Annotated in this window: 11 protein-coding genes and 1 pseudogene; all 12 read left to right on the top strand. The window is 42.3% G+C overall.

Going from position 1 to position 17,933, the window contains the following annotated elements:
• Nucleotides 1-19: 19 nt before the first annotated feature.
• The 12 genes and pseudogenes from dxr to KFQ09_RS01495 all read left to right on the top strand — a co-directional run bounded on the left by dxr (nt 20) and on the right by KFQ09_RS01495 (nt 17,921).
• Entirely contained in the window at nt 20-1,171 is a 1,152-nt protein-coding gene (dxr, locus tag KFQ09_RS01550; RefSeq protein WP_041090509.1) for a 1-deoxy-D-xylulose-5-phosphate reductoisomerase, read from the top strand.
• A 6-nt stretch (nt 1,172-1,177) separates the two neighbouring features.
• The gene (rseP, locus tag KFQ09_RS01545; RefSeq protein ID WP_117590920.1) at nt 1,178-2,443 is read left to right on the top strand and encodes an RIP metalloprotease RseP; all 1,266 of its coding nucleotides are present in this window, start codon (nt 1,178-1,180) and stop codon (nt 2,441-2,443) included.
• A gap of 80 nt (nt 2,444-2,523) precedes the next feature.
• Nucleotides 2,524-4,221, top strand: a complete 1,698-nt coding sequence (locus KFQ09_RS01540; RefSeq protein ID WP_041090505.1) for a proline--tRNA ligase — start codon at nt 2,524-2,526, stop codon at nt 4,219-4,221.
• A gap of 135 nt (nt 4,222-4,356) precedes the next feature.
• A complete protein-coding gene (locus KFQ09_RS01535; RefSeq protein ID WP_255836259.1) occupies nt 4,357-8,610 on the top strand; it encodes a PolC-type DNA polymerase III in 4,254 nt (1,417 codons plus the stop codon).
• A 420-nt stretch (nt 8,611-9,030) separates the two neighbouring features.
• A complete protein-coding gene (locus tag KFQ09_RS01530; protein ID WP_048002822.1) occupies nt 9,031-10,881 on the top strand; it encodes a glycoside hydrolase family 9 protein in 1,851 nt (616 codons plus the stop codon).
• Between the two features lie 17 nt (nt 10,882-10,898).
• Nucleotides 10,899-13,006, top strand: a pseudogene (locus KFQ09_RS01525) (glycoside hydrolase family 48 protein).
• 79 nt (nt 13,007-13,085) lie between these two features.
• Entirely contained in the window at nt 13,086-14,312 is a 1,227-nt protein-coding gene (locus KFQ09_RS01520; protein ID WP_255835993.1) for an endo-1,4-beta-xylanase, read from the top strand.
• A 20-nt stretch (nt 14,313-14,332) separates the two neighbouring features.
• Entirely contained in the window at nt 14,333-15,463 is a 1,131-nt protein-coding gene (locus KFQ09_RS01515) for a glycoside hydrolase 5 family protein (protein WP_255835992.1), read from the top strand.
• Nucleotides 15,464-15,704: 241 nt separating this feature from the next.
• Entirely contained in the window at nt 15,705-16,178 is a 474-nt protein-coding gene (gene rimP, locus KFQ09_RS01510; RefSeq protein WP_008344744.1) for a ribosome maturation factor RimP, read from the top strand.
• A gap of 32 nt (nt 16,179-16,210) precedes the next feature.
• A complete protein-coding gene (gene nusA, locus KFQ09_RS01505) occupies nt 16,211-17,326 on the top strand; it encodes a transcription termination factor NusA (RefSeq protein ID WP_003211013.1) in 1,116 nt (371 codons plus the stop codon).
• Nucleotides 17,327-17,341: 15 nt separating this feature from the next.
• The gene (gene rnpM / locus KFQ09_RS01500; protein WP_008344742.1) at nt 17,342-17,626 is read left to right on the top strand and encodes an RNase P modulator RnpM; all 285 of its coding nucleotides are present in this window, start codon (nt 17,342-17,344) and stop codon (nt 17,624-17,626) included.
• A complete protein-coding gene (locus KFQ09_RS01495) occupies nt 17,619-17,921 on the top strand; it encodes a YlxQ family RNA-binding protein (protein ID WP_007499528.1) in 303 nt (100 codons plus the stop codon). Before rnpM ends, KFQ09_RS01495 begins: the two co-directional genes overlap by 8 nt.
• The last annotated feature ends 12 nt before the right edge of the window (nt 17,922-17,933 follow it).

Raw genomic sequence — 17,933 nt, 5'->3', positions numbered from 1 at the left:
CGAGAGAAGGAGTGGCAATTTGAAATATATTTCGCTATTAGGCGCAACAGGATCAATCGGAGAACAAACATTAGATGTGATCAGGCAGCATCCAGACAAATTCAAGTTGAAAGCGATGACGTTTGGCAGAAATATAGACAAGGCCATCCCTATCATTGAACAATTTCAGCCTGAATTTGTTGGATGTGTAGACGAAGCGACCTATCGCACGTTAAAAGGTCATTCATTTCAATACGATGTTAAAATTGCTGCGGGTGATGAAGCGAACATCGAAGCAGCGACCTATGATGCAGTGGATGTTGTGGTCAATGCACTGGTAGGGAGTGTCGGACTTGTGCCGACATTAAAAGCCATTGAACAAAAAAAGACGATCGCACTTGCAAATAAGGAAACACTTGTGACAGCTGGTCATATAGTAAAAGAGTACGCCAAAAAGTATGACGTGCCTTTACTTCCTGTCGATAGTGAACACTCCGCTATTTTTCAATCCCTGCAAGGTGAACAAGCTAAAAACATTGAACGCTTAATCGTCACAGCTTCAGGCGGCAGTTTCCGAGATAAAAAACGCACGGAGCTTGAAGGTGTAACGGTTGAAGAAGCGCTGAATCATCCGAACTGGTCTATGGGCGCAAAAATCACGATCGATTCAGCGACCATGATGAATAAGGGGCTTGAGGTGATTGAGGCGCATTGGCTGTTTGATATCCCATACGATCAAATTGATGTGCTGTTACATAAAGAGAGCATCATCCATTCCATGGTGGAATTCCATGACAAAAGTGTCATGGCTCAGTTAGGTACACCTGACATGAGGGTTCCGATTCAATACGCGCTCACTTACCCTGATAGAGCGCCATTAAAAGAAGCGAAATCATTAAACCTTTGGGAGATTGGACAATTAAATTTCCAAAAAGCGGATTTTGACAGGTATCGCTGCTTACATTTTGCTTATGAATCAGGTAAAATAGGAGGGACAATGCCTACTGTGCTTAATGCAGCCAATGAAATAGCTGTTGATGCATTTTTAAAAGGCAAAGTAACGTTCCTGCAAATTGAAGAATTGATTGAAAAGGCACTGAACAGACATCATGTGATTTCAACGCCTAGTTTGCAAGATATCCATGAAGTGGACAAAGATACACGAGACTTTGTTCAATCAATCCTCGCATAAGGTGGTATGTTCGTGAATACAGTGATTGCGTTTATTATTATTTTTGGAACGCTCGTTTTTTTCCACGAGCTTGGCCATTTAATTATGGCGCAGCGCGCAGGCATTTTATGCCGCGAGTTCGCAATTGGTTTTGGACCGAAGATTTTCTCCTTTAAACGAAAAGAAACCGTCTATACCATCAGACTTCTGCCAATCGGCGGATTTGTTAAAATGGCTGGAGAAGATCCTGAAGTCATTGAAATTAAACCGGGTCATACAGTGGGGCTCTTATTCAATGAGCAAAATGAAGTAGAAAAAATCATTTTAAATGATAAAGAGAAATATCCTGATGCACTTGTCATTGAAGTTGAACAAATTGATTTAGATCATGCGATGAGAATTTCAGGATATGAGGCTGGAAATGAAGACATCCTGACTGGCTACAATGTAAGCCAAACAAGCTTCTATATTGCAGATGGTGAAGAAATTCAAATTGCGCCATACAACCGTCAGTTTGGTTCAAAAACAGTATGGCAGCGTATTAAAGCCATTGCAGCTGGACCGATTATGAACTTTATCTTGGCATATGTGATTCTAGTGGCTTTAGGATTTATTCAAGGTGTAACCGTGGATGATCCTGTACTTGGTAAGCTGACAAAAGACGGCCAGGCAGCGCAAGCTGGGCTTATGCAGGGAGATCATATCGTTTCAATTAATGGGGATAAAATGAATTCTTGGACAGATGTTGTTCAAACGGTTCAAAAGAACCCAGATAAAAAAATGAATGTCGTCATTGACCGAGATGGCAAAGAAAGCACCATTCAAGTTGTACCGGAAGCTGTGAAGGCCGAAGGAAAAACCATTGGCCGTTTTGGCTCTTATCCGCCAACGGAAAATGGCTTTCTCAAAGTCATTTCATCCTCAGGCACTACAGTGATATCTACAGCAGGTCTCATCTTAACGAACTTGCAAAAGATTGTCACAGGACAATTTTCATTAGATATGCTTGCAGGTCCTGTTGGAATATATGACATGACAGGAGAAGTAGCGAAACAAGGTGTGTTAACATTAATGCAGTTTGCTGCGTTTCTTAGTATCAACTTAGGGATCGTGAATTTATTACCGATTCCTGCATTAGACGGAGGAAGATTACTTTTCCTATTCGTTGAAGCCATTCGCGGCAAACCAATTAATCGTGAGAAAGAGGCACTTGTTGTCTTCATTGGTGTTGCGTTCCTCATGCTATTAATGCTAGTAGTGACATGGAATGACATCCAGCGATTATTTTTATAAAAACCATTGTCTCTTGTTTCTCATTCTGGGAAACAAGAGTTTTTGTGAGAAGTCCTATTTCTTAAATGAGGTGTAACGACATGAGACAATCCCTGACTTTCATTCCAACTCTTCGAGAGGTGCCGGCAGATGCTGAGGCAAAAAGTCATCAGCTATTAGTAAGAGCTGGATTTATTAGACAAAACACGAGCGGTATCTATCATTACCTGCCTTTAGCACATAAAGTGATTCAGCACATTCAAGCCATTGTTCGCAAGGAAATGGAAAAGGCGGGAGCAGCTGAGCTGTTAATGCCAGTGCTGCAGCAAGCAGAAATGTGGCAAGAGTCAGGAAGATGGTATACATACGGTCCAGAACTCATGCGTATGAAAGATCGCCACGGCCGCGAGTTTGCACTTGGCCCAACACACGAAGAAGTGATCACATCACTCGTACGCAGTGAAGTCAAATCGTATAAAAAGCTTCCTTTGACACTGTATCAAATCCAATCTAAATTCCGTGATGAACAAAGACCTCGCTTTGGGTTATTGCGCGGACGTGAATTTATTATGAAGGACGCCTATTCATTCCACTCTTCACCAGAGAGCCTTGATGACACATACAACAAGATGTTTACAGCTTACTCGAATGTCTTTTCAAAAGTAGGTCTTAACTTTAGACCCGTCATTGCCGATTCTGGGGCAATGGGAGGAAAAGATACACATGAGTTTATGGCGCTGTCAGAAGTAGGAGAAGATACAATCGCATACTCTGACACATCTTCCTACGCTGCGAACATTGAAATGGCTGAGGCTGTGTATCACGGAGAAGAAGCAAACCCTGCGGACTTCAAAGAACTCGAGAAAGTACACACGCCGCAGGTGAAGACGATACAAGATGTTGCGTCATTCTTTGAAGTGGCTCCTTCTAAATGTATCAAATCTGTCTTGTTTAAAGCGGATGATGCGTATGTACTTGTCCTGACAAGAGGCGATCATGAAGTAAATGATGTGAAAGTGAAAAACTTAGTTGGAGCACAGCTTGTAGAGCTTGCTTCACGTGAGGAAGTACTAGACGTGATCGGAACAGAACCAGGATTTGTTGGACCAGTGAAGCTTGAAGCGGAAGTAACGATTTATGCAGACCACGCTGTAAAAGGAATGACAAATGCAGTTGCAGGTGCAAATGAATCGGATTATCACTATGTCAATGTTAATCCTGCTCGTGATCTGTCAGTGAAGGAATATACAGATCTTCGCTTGATTCAAGAAGGGGACGTTTCTCCAGATGGAGAAGGCACGATCCAGTTCGCAAAAGGAATTGAAGTAGGACAAGTCTTTAAGCTAGGCACGCGTTATTCAGAGGCAATGGATGCAACATACCTCGATGAAAATGGACGTGCGCAGCCAATGATCATGGGCTGCTATGGCATCGGAATTTCTAGAACCCTTTCTGCGATTGTTGAACAGCATCATGATGACAAGGGGATTATTTGGCCAGAAACAGTTGCGCCATATGATCTTCATCTACTTGCCTTAAATATGAAAAACGATGCACAAAAGGAACTGGCTGAAACGCTGTATGAGCGTTTACAGGAAGAGGGCTATGAAGTCCTTTTCGATGACCGCCAAGAGCGTGCAGGCGTCAAATTTGCCGACAGTGACTTAATTGGACTGCCAATTCGCATTAGCTGCGGGAAACGTTCAGAAGAAGGTATTGTCGAAGTGAAATTCAGAAAATCAGGTGAATCACACGAAGTATCTGTTGATGAACTGATTTCATTTATACGCCAAGCATAAAAAACGAACAAAAAAATGAAGGTACCTCCTGCAAAAAAGAGGTACCTTTCTGATTTACAAAAGGAGGGTCCTGTCTTGGATGAACAATTACCGATTACCCGGCGGCAATTTCATATATTACTCAATCAGATTCAAATGACAGATGATGACCTCAGTCGTTACTTTGAAGAAGGCGAGATCGTCAAATTGACGGTGCATAAGGCGGCAAAAACATGGCATTTCCATTTTAAATTTAAGGCGCTTTTGCCTTACCAAGTATATGCAATGTTTTTAAGCAGGCTGACAAATGCATTTTCTCATATCGCACAAGTCACTTGTACGATTGAAGTCAATGATCCGCACATATCTGAAGAGCTCGTTCAATCGTATTGGTCCCATTGTGTGGAAGAGCTTCAAGGAATTTCTCCCCCAATCATCAGCTTGCTTCAACAGCAAAAACCAGCGCTGTCTGGACATAAGATCATCATCAAAACAAAAAGCGAAACTGAGGCTCTGGCCATCAAGAAGAAATATAGCCCAATGCTTCAGGCTGCATTTAAACAAGTTGGTTTTCCAGAACTTCAATTTGATACAGAAATTTTTGTATCAGATCAAGAGATTCAGAAGTTCAGAGAACAAAAACTTGCTGAAGATCAAGAAAGAGCCATGCAAGCCCTTGTTGAGATGGAGAAGAAGGAAAGTGAGGATCAAGAGGAAGCTCCTTCTGGCCCTCTGATGATTGGCTATCAAATCAAAGACAATGAAGAAATACGTACGCTTGATAGTATTATGGACGAAGAAAGACGAATCACCGTCCAAGGGTACGTGTTTGATGCAGAAACGCGCGAACTAAAAAGCGGCAGAACCCTTTGTATCTTTAAAATTACCGATTATACGAATAGTATTTTGATCAAAATGTTTGCGAGAGAAAAAGAAGATGCTCAGCTCATGAAATCCTTGAAAAAAGGGATGTGGGTCAAAGCAAGAGGAAGCATTCAAAACGATACGTTTGTGAGAGATCTTGTCATGATCGCAAATGACGTCAATGAAATGAAACCTCAGCTGAAAGAAGATACTGCACCAGAGGGAGAAAAGCGTGTTGAGCTTCATTTGCATTCGCCAATGAGCCAGATGGATGCTGTCACTGGCATCGGTAAACTTGTTGAACAAGCAAAAAAATGGGGGCATGAGGCCATTGCCCTGACAGATCACGCCGTTGTACAATCCTTTCCAGATGCGTATGCAGCAAGTAAAAAGCATGGCATCAAAATGATGTACGGGGTGGAAATCAATTTAGTCGACGACGGGGTACCGATTGCGTATAATCCAGAGCACCGCTTGTTAGAAGATGCGACGTTTGTCGTATTTGATGTTGAGACAACAGGACTCTCTGCTGTGTATGATACGATCATTGAGCTTGCAGCCGTGAAAATCAAAGGCGGGGAAATCATTGACCGCTTTGAGGCATTTGCAAATCCTCATCATCCGTTATCAGCAACAACCATTGAACTAACCGGTATCACGGACGACAGGGTGAGAGATGCACCAGATGTGGTCGATGTGGTTCGGGATTTCAAAGAGTGGATTGGACAAGATATCCTTGTTGCTCACAATGCGAGCTTTGATATGGGCTTTTTAAATGCAGCATATAAGCGACTGTTAAAAACAGATAAAGCGTCAAACCCTGTCATCGATACACTAGAACTCGGCCGATTCCTTTATCCAGAATTTAAAAATCACCGGCTGAACACGCTGTGTAAAAAGTTCGATATTGAACTCACGCAGCATCACCGGGCGATTTATGATGCAGAAGCAACTGGTTACCTCATGCTGAAGATGCTAAAAGATGCGGCTGAAAAAGAGATTGCTTACCACGATCAATTAAATGAAAACATGGGGCAGTCCAATGCGTATCAGCGCTCACGTCCTTACCATGCAACCGTGATTGCACAAAATGAGACAGGTCTAAAGAATTTATTTAAGCTTGTTTCACTTTCTCATATTCATTATTTCTACCGCGTGCCGCGTATCCCTCGCTCACAGCTTGAGAAATATCGAGAAGGTTTAATTGTTGGGTCTGCTTGTGATAAGGGTGAAGTGTTTGAAGGGATGATGCAGAAGTCACCTGATGAGGTAGAAGACATTGCCGCATTTTACGACTATTTAGAAGTTCATCCGCCAGAAGTGTATCAGCATTTACTCCAGCTGGAGCTTGTTCGGGATGAACGTGCATTAAAAGAGATCATCACAAACATTGTAAAACTTGGTGAAAAACTGAATAAACCAGTCGTGGCGACTGGAAATGTGCACTACCTGCATCCAGAAGACAAAATTTATCGCAAAATCTTAATTTCATCACAAGGCGGGGCGAATCCACTCAATCGTCATGAACTGCCAAAAGTTCATTTTAGAACAACTGATGAAATGCTAGAAGCCTTCTCTTTTCTTGGAGATGAGAAGGCGAAAGAGATTGTCGTGACGAATACGCAAAAAGTATCTGAGATGGTCGAAAGTATTAAACCAATCAAAGACGATCTTTATACACCAAAAATTGAAGGTGCAGATGAAGAAATTCGGGAAATGAGCTATAACATGGCTCGCAGCATCTACGGTGACGATTTACCGAAAATTGTAGAAGACCGGATTGAGAAAGAATTAAAGAGTATTATTGGTCACGGTTTCGCTGTTATTTATTTAATTTCTCATAAGCTTGTTAAGAAATCACTTGATGATGGATATCTAGTTGGTTCAAGGGGGTCAGTTGGTTCATCTCTCGTTGCGACATTAACAGAGATTACAGAAGTGAACCCGCTTGCGCCGCACTATGTATGTCCAAGTTGCAAGCACTCCGAGTTCTTTAATGATGGATCGGTTGGCTCAGGATTTGACCTTCCTGATAAAGACTGTCCTGAATGCGGGACGCCGTATAAAAAAGACGGACACGATATTCCGTTTGAAACGTTCTTAGGTTTTAAAGGAGATAAAGTGCCCGATATCGACTTAAACTTCTCAGGAGAATATCAGCCGATTGCCCATAACTATACGAAAGAGCTGTTTGGTGAAGAGTATGTATACCGCGCAGGTACAATCGGTACCGTTGCAGAAAAAACGGCATATGGTTATGTGAAAGGCTACGCAGGAGATCATAACCTTCATATGAGAGGTGCTGAAATTGACCGGCTTGTACAGGGCTGTACGGGGGTCAAACGGACAACGGGCCAACATCCAGGCGGTATTATCGTCGTGCCGGATTATATGGACATTTACGATTTCTCACCAATTCAATATCCAGCAGATGCGACAGGTTCTGATTGGAAAACGACACATTTTGATTTCCATTCAATCCATGATAACTTGCTGAAACTAGATATTCTTGGACACGATGATCCAACGGTCATTCGGATGCTTCAGGACTTGAGCGGAATTGATCCAAAAACGATTCCGACAGATGATCCTGAGGTCATGAAAATCTTCCAAGGAACGGAACCTCTCGGTGTCACAGAAGAACAAATTGGATGTAAAACGGGAACACTTGGGATCCCAGAGTTTGGCACAAGGTTTGTTCGTCAGATGCTTGAGGATACAAAACCGACCACCTTCTCGGAACTTGTTCAGATCTCTGGTCTATCTCACGGTACAGATGTATGGCTCGGCAACGCCCAAGAGCTGATTCATAATAAAACGTGTGAACTAAGCGAAGTGATTGGATGTCGTGATGATATTATGGTCTATCTGATTTATCAAGGGTTAGAGCCGTCACTTGCCTTTAAAATTATGGAATCTGTTCGTAAAGGGAAGGGACTTCCTCCTGAATGGGAAGAAGAAATGAAGAATAATAACGTACCGAACTGGTACATTGATTCTTGTAAAAAGATTAAATACATGTTCCCTAAAGCCCATGCGGCTGCTTATGTATTAATGGCTGTTCGGATTGCTTATTTCAAGGTGCACCATGCACTTCTGTACTATGCGGCTTATTTTACCGTTCGTGCTGATGATTTTGATATCGAAACGATGACAAAAGGATCGAATGCGATTCGAGCGGTCATGGACGATATTAACTCAAAAGGTCTTGATGCATCACCGAAAGAGAAGAACCTATTAACTGTACTAGAGCTTGCACTTGAAATGTGTGAAAGAGGCTATCACTTTAAAAAAGTAGACCTATACCGATCAAGTGCCACTGAGTTTATCATTGATGGAGACGGGCTAATCCCGCCATTCAACTCCATCCCTGGACTCGGAACAAACGTTGCGTTAAATATTGTACGCGCACGCCAAGATGGTGAATTCCTTTCAAAAGAAGATTTACAAAAACGAGGAAAAGTGTCTAAGACCATCCTTGAGTATTTGGATCGTCAAGGCTGCTTAGAAGCACTTCCTGATCAAAACCAGCTTTCTTTGTTCTAATGTGAAAAATGAAGAGCGCCCTTAAAGGGCGTTCTTTTTATATATACAATAAATTTATTATGTAAACTAAAATATTTTAACTGGAATTATTTTCTTGTTGGTTCATATATCTTGATTTAACGTCGTGTTTTGAGAGAAGAGATTGTATGTCATTCTTTCTACCCAAATAGAGCAAAAAAGAGAATTTAGCCGTCTGAAATGTTCTCATACGACATATGATCATTTTGGGTACAGTCACATGAAGAATCAGGAGAAAACCTTCGGTGAGCGTCAAGCTGATGGCTGTTTACTATGCACATTTTTGAAACACGCTTGATTCTTTTCAACACTGTACAAAACACGTACGGAATGACAAGGAGGTGGTCATTTTTTGTTCAATGTTTCACGTTTAAGAAAAAAGAAGGGGTGAGAAGTAGGTACATGTCAGATTACAACTATGTAGAGGTGCTTCAAAAATCCATTTTGTTTTACGAAGCCCAGCGTTCCGGAAAGCTTCCTGAAAGCAATCGTCTTAACTGGCGAGGGGATTCTGGACTAGAGGATGGGAAAGATGTTGGTCATGATTTAACAGGCGGCTGGTACGATGCTGGTGATCATGTGAAGTTCGGACTTCCGATGGCTTACTCGGCAGCCGTGCTTGCATGGACAGTCTATGAATACCGAGAAGCTTACGAAGAGGCAGAGCTGCTTGATGATATGTTAGATCAAATCAAGTGGGCAACCGATTATTTTTTGAAAGCCCATACAGGTCCAAATGAATTTTGGGCACAAGTAGGCGATGGGAACGCGGATCATGGCTGGTGGGGTCCAGCAGAAGTGATGCCGATGAACCGGCCGGCATTTAAAATTGATGAACATTGTCCAGGAACAGAAGTAGCCGCCCAAACCGCAGCCGCTTTAGCAGCAGGTTCAATTATTTTTAAAGAAACTGATGCGCCTTATGCAGCAAAGCTTCTCACCCATGCAAAGCAGCTTTATGCATTTGCTGACCAATATCGCGGTGAGTATACAGATTGTGTCACCAATGCGCAGCCATTTTATAACTCTTGGAGCGGCTATATGGATGAGCTCATTTGGGGTGGAATATGGCTGTACTTGGCGACAAATGACCAGACCTATTTAAACAAAGCACTAAAAGCAGTAGAAGAATGGCCGAAGGATTGGGACTATACGTTTACGATGTCGTGGGACAATACCTTTTTTGCTTCGCAAATTTTACTTGCGAGAATCACAAAGGAGAAAAGGTTTATCGAATCGACGGAGCGTAATCTCGATTACTGGTCGACGGGTTTTGTTCAAAATGGAAAAGTAGAAAGAATCACTTATACGCCTGGCGGACTAGCGTGGTTAGATCAATGGGGTTCACTTCGTTATACAGCAAATGCTGCATTTTTAGCGTTTGTGTACGCAGATTGGGTCTCTGATCAAGAAAAAAAGAATCGATACCAAACGTTTGCGATCAGGCAAACACACTATATGTTAGGGGATAATCCGCAAAATAGAAGCTATGTCGTTGGGTTTGGCAAAAATCCGCCGATGCATCCACACCATCGAACTGCACATGGCTCATGGTCTAATCAGCTGACAACTCCTTCTTCTCATCGGCACACGCTTTATGGAGCGCTTGTTGGTGGGCCTAATGCACAGGATCAGTATACCGATGACATCTCTGACTATGTATCAAACGAGGTAGCAACAGACTATAATGCCGCCTTTACTGGAAATGTAGCCAAAATGGTGCAGCTGTTTGGTCAGGGGCAGTCAAAGCTGCCGAATTTTCCGCCTAAAGAAAAAGTGGAAGATGAGTTTTTTGTAGAGGCAGCTGTCATGAGTAACGATACAACATCTACTCAGATCAAAGCCATTCTATACAATCGATCAGGCTGGCCGGCAAGAAGTAGTCAATCACTTTCTTTTAGATATTATGTCAATCTGAGCGAGATATTTGCGAAGGGATTCACTGATAAAGATATTCAAGTGACAGCTGTCTACAATGAAGGCGCTTCCTTATCTCCGTTAACGGTGTATGACGCATCATCCCATATCTATTTTACAGAAATCGATTTTACTGGCGTAGCTATTTTTCCAGGAGGCGAATCGCTTCATAAGAAGGAAATACAGTTCCGGTTATCTGCGCCAAATGGTGCGAATATATGGGATGCCTCAAATGATTATTCCTTTCAAGGATTAACATCCAATATGCAAAAAACAGCGAGAATTCCTGTTTTTGATCAAGGTGATTTAGTATTTGGTACGCTTCCGAATAAATAAATATAAAGGGTGAGGACATGACAAATAAAGAACGGTTTTTAACACTTTATCATCAAATGAAAAACGAGACGAATGGATATTTTTCAAAAGAAGGCATTCCGTATCATTCCGTTGAGACACTCATTTGTGAGGCACCTGATTACGGGCATATGACAACTTCAGAAGCTTACAGCTACTGGTTATGGCTTGAAGTATTGTATGGGCATTACACAGGCGATTGGAGCAAACTAGAAGCGGCTTGGGATAATATGGAGAAGTTTATCATTCCAGTAAACGAAGATGGACATGACGAACAGCCGCATATGAGCTCTTACAATCCATCTAGCCCAGCCACATACGCTTCAGAAAAACCATATCCAGATCAATATCCGAGCCAGTTGACGGGTGCTCGCCCTGCTGGTCAAGATCCAATTGATCATGAACTGAGGTCAACTTACGGAACGAATGAAACGTATTTAATGCACTGGCTTCTTGATGTAGACAACTGGTATGAATATGGGAATTTGCTCAATCCATCACATACAGCCGCATATGTAAACACATTCCAGCGGGGGCCGCAAGAATCCGTATGGGAGGCCATCCCTCATCCATCACAAGATGATAAAACGGCCGGAAAGCCCAATGAAGGTTTCATGAGCTTGTTCACAAAAGAAAATCAAGCGCCAGCCGCCCAGTGGCGCTACACAAATGCGACGGACGCTGATGCACGTGCGATACAGGCAATGTATTGGGCAAAGGAACTTGGCTATAATGGTTCAGCCTATCTTGATAAAGCGAAAAAGATGGGGGATTTCCTTCGTTACGGAATGTACGATAAATATTTTCAAACAATTGGAAGCGGCAAGCAAGGTAATCCGTATCCTGGAAATGGAAAAAGTGCATGTCATCACTTAATGGCATGGTATACCTCTTGGGGCGGGGGACTTGGAGAATATGCGAATTGGTCATGGCGTATCGGAGCGAGCCATTGTCATCAAGGGTATCAAAACCCAGTCGCTGCCTACGCTTTATCCTCAGATAAGGGAGGCTTAAAGCCATCGTCACCGACTGGTGCAAGTGATTGGGAAAAGACGTTAAAGAGACAGCTTGAATTTTACGTCTGGCTTCAATCAAAAGAGGGAGCGATTGCAGGAGGTGCTACCAACAGCTGGAATGGAGACTATAGCGCTTATCCAGCAGGAAGAAGCACATTTTATGATATGGCTTATGAAGATGCGCCTGTTTACCATGATCCTCCGTCCAATAACTGGTTTGGAATGCAAGCATGGCCGATTGAGCGTGTAGCAGAGCTTTATTATATCTTTGCAAAAGATGGCGACAAAACATCTGAAAATTTCCAAATGGCCAAATCTGTCATCACAAAATGGGTCAACTATTCACTAGATTATATTTTTATTGGCACTCGTCCTGTGTCGGATCAAGATGGGTATTTTTTAGATGGTCAGGGTCAAAGGATTCTAGGGGGACAAATGTTGCTGTTGCTACGACGAGTGCACCTGGAGATTTTTGGATTCCTGGGAATATAGAATGGAGCGGCCAGCCTGACACTTGGAGCGGGTTCCAATCTGCAACAGGTAATCCAAATTTAACGGCAGTTACAAAAGATCCTACTCAAGATACTGGTGTACTGGGCAGTCTAATCAAAGCACTCACATTCTTTGCTGCTGCAACACAGAAAGAGACAGGAAACTACACAGCACTTGGCATAAGAGCAAAAGAGACAGCGGCACAGCTCCTTGAGGTCGCTTGGAATTACAATGATGGTGTAGGGATTGTGACAGAGGAAGACAGAGAAGACTACCACCGTTTCTTTAAAAAAGAAGTGTACTTCCCAAATGGCTGGAACGGAACATTTGGTCAAGGAAATCAGATTCCTGGTTCCAGCACCATTCCTTCTGACCCGCAGCGAGGAGGTAACGGAGTGTATACGAGCTTTGCAGATCTTCGTCCGAAAATCAAGCAAGACCCAGCTTGGTCAGCCCTGGAGAGTAAATATCAATCATCTTTTAATGAAGCAACAGGCAAATGGGAAAACGGAGCGCCAAGTTTCACCTATCACCGTTTCTGGTCGCAAGTTGATATGGCTACGGCTTATGCAGAATACCATCGTCTCATAAACGAATAGAACGTAGTACAGCTGCCGGCTTTTTTAGTCGGCGGTTTCCTAATAAGATAAATGAAATGAAAGCAAAGGTGATGTCATCATGGTTAATAAGAAAGAATTTATGAATCATTCATCGAATGGCGGATCACAGGAACAAGAAAATCAAAGCTGGAGAAAAGAAGCAAATAATCGAATCTTACAACATAGACAAAGAGAGCTTGTCATAAACGTCATCAATAAGGAACAAAAGCCAGTTGCCGGAATAGAGGTGGAAATAAAACAAATCAGACATGAATTTGCATTTGGTTCAGCAATGAATGACCAAGTTCTATTCAATCAAACGTATGCTGATTTTTTTGTTCAACATTTTAATTGGGCTGTGTTTGAAAATGAGGCAAAATGGTATGCAAATGAGCCTGAAAGAGGGAAAATAACCTACGAAAAAGCAGATGCCATGCTGAATTTTGCCAATAGACACCAAATTCCAGTGAGGGGGCACGCCTTATTTTGGGAGGTAGAGGATGCCAATCCAAACTGGCTGAAATCATTACCGAATCATGAAGTATATGAAGCCATGAAAAGGCGGCTTGAGCATGCAGGCAATCATTTCAAAGGGAAATTCCGTCATTGGGATGTAAACAACGAAATGATGCATGGTTCATTTTTTAAAGACCGGTTTGGGAAACAGATTTGGAAATGGATGTATGAAGAAACGAAAAAAATTGATCCTCAAGCCTTGCTGTTTGTCAATGATTATAATGTAATCTCATACGGCGAACATCACGCATATAAAGCACATATCAATGAACTTCGTCAGTTGGGGGCACCAGTTGAGGCCATTGGAGTTCAAGGTCACTTTGAAGATCGAGTGGATCCAGTTGTTGTAAAACAAAGACTAGATGTGCTTGCTGAGCTTGGTCTACCGATATGGGTGACAGAGTATGACTCTGTTCATCCGGATGCCAATAGACGAGCGGATAACTTAGAAGCTTTATATCGGGTTGCCTTTAGTCATCCAGCCGTAAAAGGTGTGCTGATGTGGGGATTTTGGGCGGGTGCTCATTGGAGAGGTGAGCACGCAGCCATCGTGAATCATGATTGGTCGTTAAATGAAGCAGGCAGGCGTTATGAAAAGTTACTGCAGGAATGGACGACACAAAGAGTGGAAAAAACAGATGCGAATGGCCAAGTGACATGTCCAGCGTTTCACGGGACGTATGAGGTTCGAATTGGTGAAGAAAGTAAAATGTTGCAGCAGCAGACGATTGAACTTGACTCAACCAAACATACACCTCTTCAACTAGATATCATCGTACCAGTAGAATAAGAGATTGTGAGGAGAATGGAATGAAAAAATGGGTTCAACGGGTGGCTTGTTTTATGCTGCTGATCACTTTATGGGCGGGTTGGTTCACTCTGACCGTAAAGGCCTCCTCCTATGTGCAAACATCTGGTACACATTTTGTATTGAACAACCACCCATTTTACTTTGCTGGCACAAATAATTATTATTTCCATTACAAATCAAAAAAGATGGTAGATGCTGTTTTTGACGATATGAAGGCAATGGATTTAAAGGTTATTCGTATTTGGGGATTTCACGATGGCACCCCTCAAGAAAATTCAGTCTTACAATCTCGTCCAGGTGTTTATGAAGAATCCGGTTTTCAAAAACTAGACTATGCGATTCATAAAGCAGGGCAGGAAGGAATCAAGCTGGTCATCCCGCTCGTGAACAATTGGGATGACTTTGGCGGGATGAATCAATATGTGAAGTGGTTTCAGGCAGGATCACATGATCACTTTTATACAGATCCTCGGATTAAAACAGCTTACAAAAACTATGTGCGCTATGTATTAGAGAGAACCAATACGTACTCAGGTGTTCAATATAAAGATGATCCTGCTATTATAACATGGGAGCTCGCCAATGAGCCGCGCGCTCAGTCAGACCCTTCGGGAGATATACTAGTAAACTGGGCAGATGAAATGAGTGCATGGATCAAATCAATTGACTCGAATCACCTTGTTGCAGTAGGAGACGAAGGGTTCTTTCGCATGACAGGTCATGATGATTGGTTTTACAGTGGAGGAGAAGGTGTTGATTGGGATCGTTTGACTGCTCTCCCTCATATTGATTATGGAACCTATCATTTATACCCGGATCACTGGAATCAGTCTGCTGCATGGGGAGTGAAATGGATCAAAGATCATATCACCCGAGGAAACGCAATCGGAAAACCTGTTGTATTAGAAGAGTTTGGCTATCAAAATCAAACAGCCCGTCCTGATGTATATGATAGCTGGCTGAAGACAATTGAACAGCTCGGAGGCGCAGGTAGCCAATTTTGGATTTTAACAAGCATTCAAGACGATGATTCCCTCTACCCGGATTATGATGGTTTTCGAGTTTTAAAGGAGAGCCGGGAGGCAGGAATCATTCGTGAACACGCCAAAAGAATGAATGAAAAGAACTGATGAAGAATGCCTGTTTATAAGGAACTTCATTTGCATAAAAAAATTGGATATGGTATAGTTTTTATGGAAATGCTAACGATTACCGAGACAAGAGTGGGGAAACCCGCTCTTTTGTATTGAACAGGCAATTTTTGTCTCGACATTATTCATCCGTTTTCTGCTCCCCCTGCTCACAATAAAGCAGGGTTTTTATGCAGAATGATTGATAAGAGCGTTTATCGAAAGCACAAGGAGGAAGAGAATGAGCAAAAAAGTAGTGGATATCGTAAGCGACATGGTGCAGCCAATTTTAGATGGCTTACAGCTTGAACTCGTTGATGTTGAATTTGTCAAAGAGGGTCAAAACTGGTTCCTTCGCGTATTTATTGACTCTGATAAAGGCGTCGATATCGAGGAGTGTGCCAAAGTGAGCGAAGCCTTGAGCGAAAAGCTTGATGAGGCAGATCCAATTAGCCAAAACTACTTTCTTGAAGTGTCCTCTCCTGGAGCGGAGCGCCCATTAAAGAAAAAAGCTGATTTTGAAAAAGCACTTGGAAAAAATGTTTTCATGAAAACATACGAACCAATTGATGGTGAAAAGGCATTTGAAGGTGAGCTTACAAGCTTTGATGGTGAGATTGCAACAGTGACAGTGAAGATCAAGACAAGAAAGAAAGAGATCAATATTCCATACGAAAAAATCGCTAACGCAAGATTAGCAGTTTCGTTCAATTAACCTTTTCATTGATATAAGGGGGAACCATAAAAATGAGTAGTGAGTTGTTAGATGCCCTGACTGTTCTTGAGAAAGAGAAGGGCATTAGTAAAGAAATTATTATTGAAGCGATAGAAGCTGCACTCATTTCTGCATACAAGCGTAATTTTAATCAAGCACAAAATGTGCGTGTTGATTTGAACCGTGAAACGGGAACGATTCGCGTATTCGCAAGAAAAGATGTTGTAGATGAAGTGTATGATTCTCGCCTTGAAATCTCTGTAGATGATGCAGCAAATATGAACCCGAATTACATGGTTGGTGACGTGGTTGAAATTGAAGTCACACCAAAAGATTTCGGACGCATTGCAGCTCAGACAGCGAAACAAGTCGTGACGCAGCGAGTGAGAGAAGCAGAGCGAGGTGTGATTTACACTGAGTTTATCGATCGTGAGGAAGACATCATGACGGGAATCGTTCAGCGAATTGACAGTAAATTCATTTACGTGTCACTTGGCAAAATCGAAGCCCTTCTTCCGGTCAATGAACAAATGCCAAATGAGGACTACAAACCACATGACCGCATTAAAGTGTTCATTACGAAAGTAGAAAAAACAACAAAAGGACCACAAATTTATGTATCAAGAACACACCCAGGTCTTTTAAAGCGTTTATTTGAAATCGAAGTGCCAGAAATTTATGATGGTACTGTAGAGCTTAAATCTGTCGCTAGAGAAGCAGGGGACCGTTCTAAAATATCTGTTCGTACAGATGATCCTGATGTTGATCCAGTTGGTTCTTGTGTAGGACCTAAAGGTCAGCGTGTACAAGCAATTGTCAATGAGCTGAAAGGCGAAAAAATTGACATTGTTCATTGGTCTAATGACCCTGTTGAATTTGTTGCCAATGCGTTAAGTCCATCAAAAGTTCTTGATGTCATTGTAAATGAAGAAGATAAGGCGACAACTGTCATTGTCCCTGATTATCAGCTGTCATTAGCCATTGGCAAAAGAGGTCAAAATGCGCGTCTTGCAGCGAAATTAACGAGCTGGAAGATTGACATTAAAAGCGAAACAGATGCAAGAGAACTCGGTATTTTCCCAAGAACTGAAGACTCTGAATCTCTTTTCTTAGAGGCTGAACCAGTAGCTGAGGAATCTGACGAATAAGAGGTGATATAAAAGGTGAAAAGCCGAAAAAAAATCCCGCTTAGAAAATGCGTCGTGACGGGAGAAATGAAACCAAAGAAAGAACTGATTCGCGTTGTTCGTTCAAAAGAAGGTGAAGTGTCTGTTGACGCAACCGGAAAAATGAACGGGCGCGGCGCTTACCTTTCTCTCGATAAAGAAACCATTCTTGCGGCGAAGAACAAACGTAGTTTACAGCAGCAATTTCAGACACAGATTGACGAACACATTTTTGAAGAATTACTAGAACTAGCTGAAAAGGTGAAAAAACCTAATGACTGAATCTGAATGGTATCCTTTGCTTGGTCTAGCAAATCGAGCTCGTAAAGTCGTGTCAGGAGAAGATCTGGTGATCAAAGAAATTAGACATGCGCGTGCTAAGCTGGTTCTTCTTGCAGCAGATGCCTCATCCAACACAGAGAAAAAGGTATCTGACAAATGCAAATTTTACAATGTTCCGGTTAGAAAAGTTGAAGACCGTTCCGTTCTCGGACGTTCTATAGGGAAGGAAGCTCGCGTAGTTGTCGCTGTCACTGACCAAGGCTTCGCTAAGAAGCTCATAAGCTTGCTCGATTAATTTATTTGGGGG

Source organism: Bacillus sp. FS02 (genome assembly GCF_024398395.1).
Lineage (GTDB): Bacteria > Bacillota > Bacilli > Bacillales > Bacillaceae > Bacillus > Bacillus altitudinis.
Note: the sequence above shows the minus strand (reverse complement) of the source record. Positions and strands in the feature narration are given on the sequence as shown.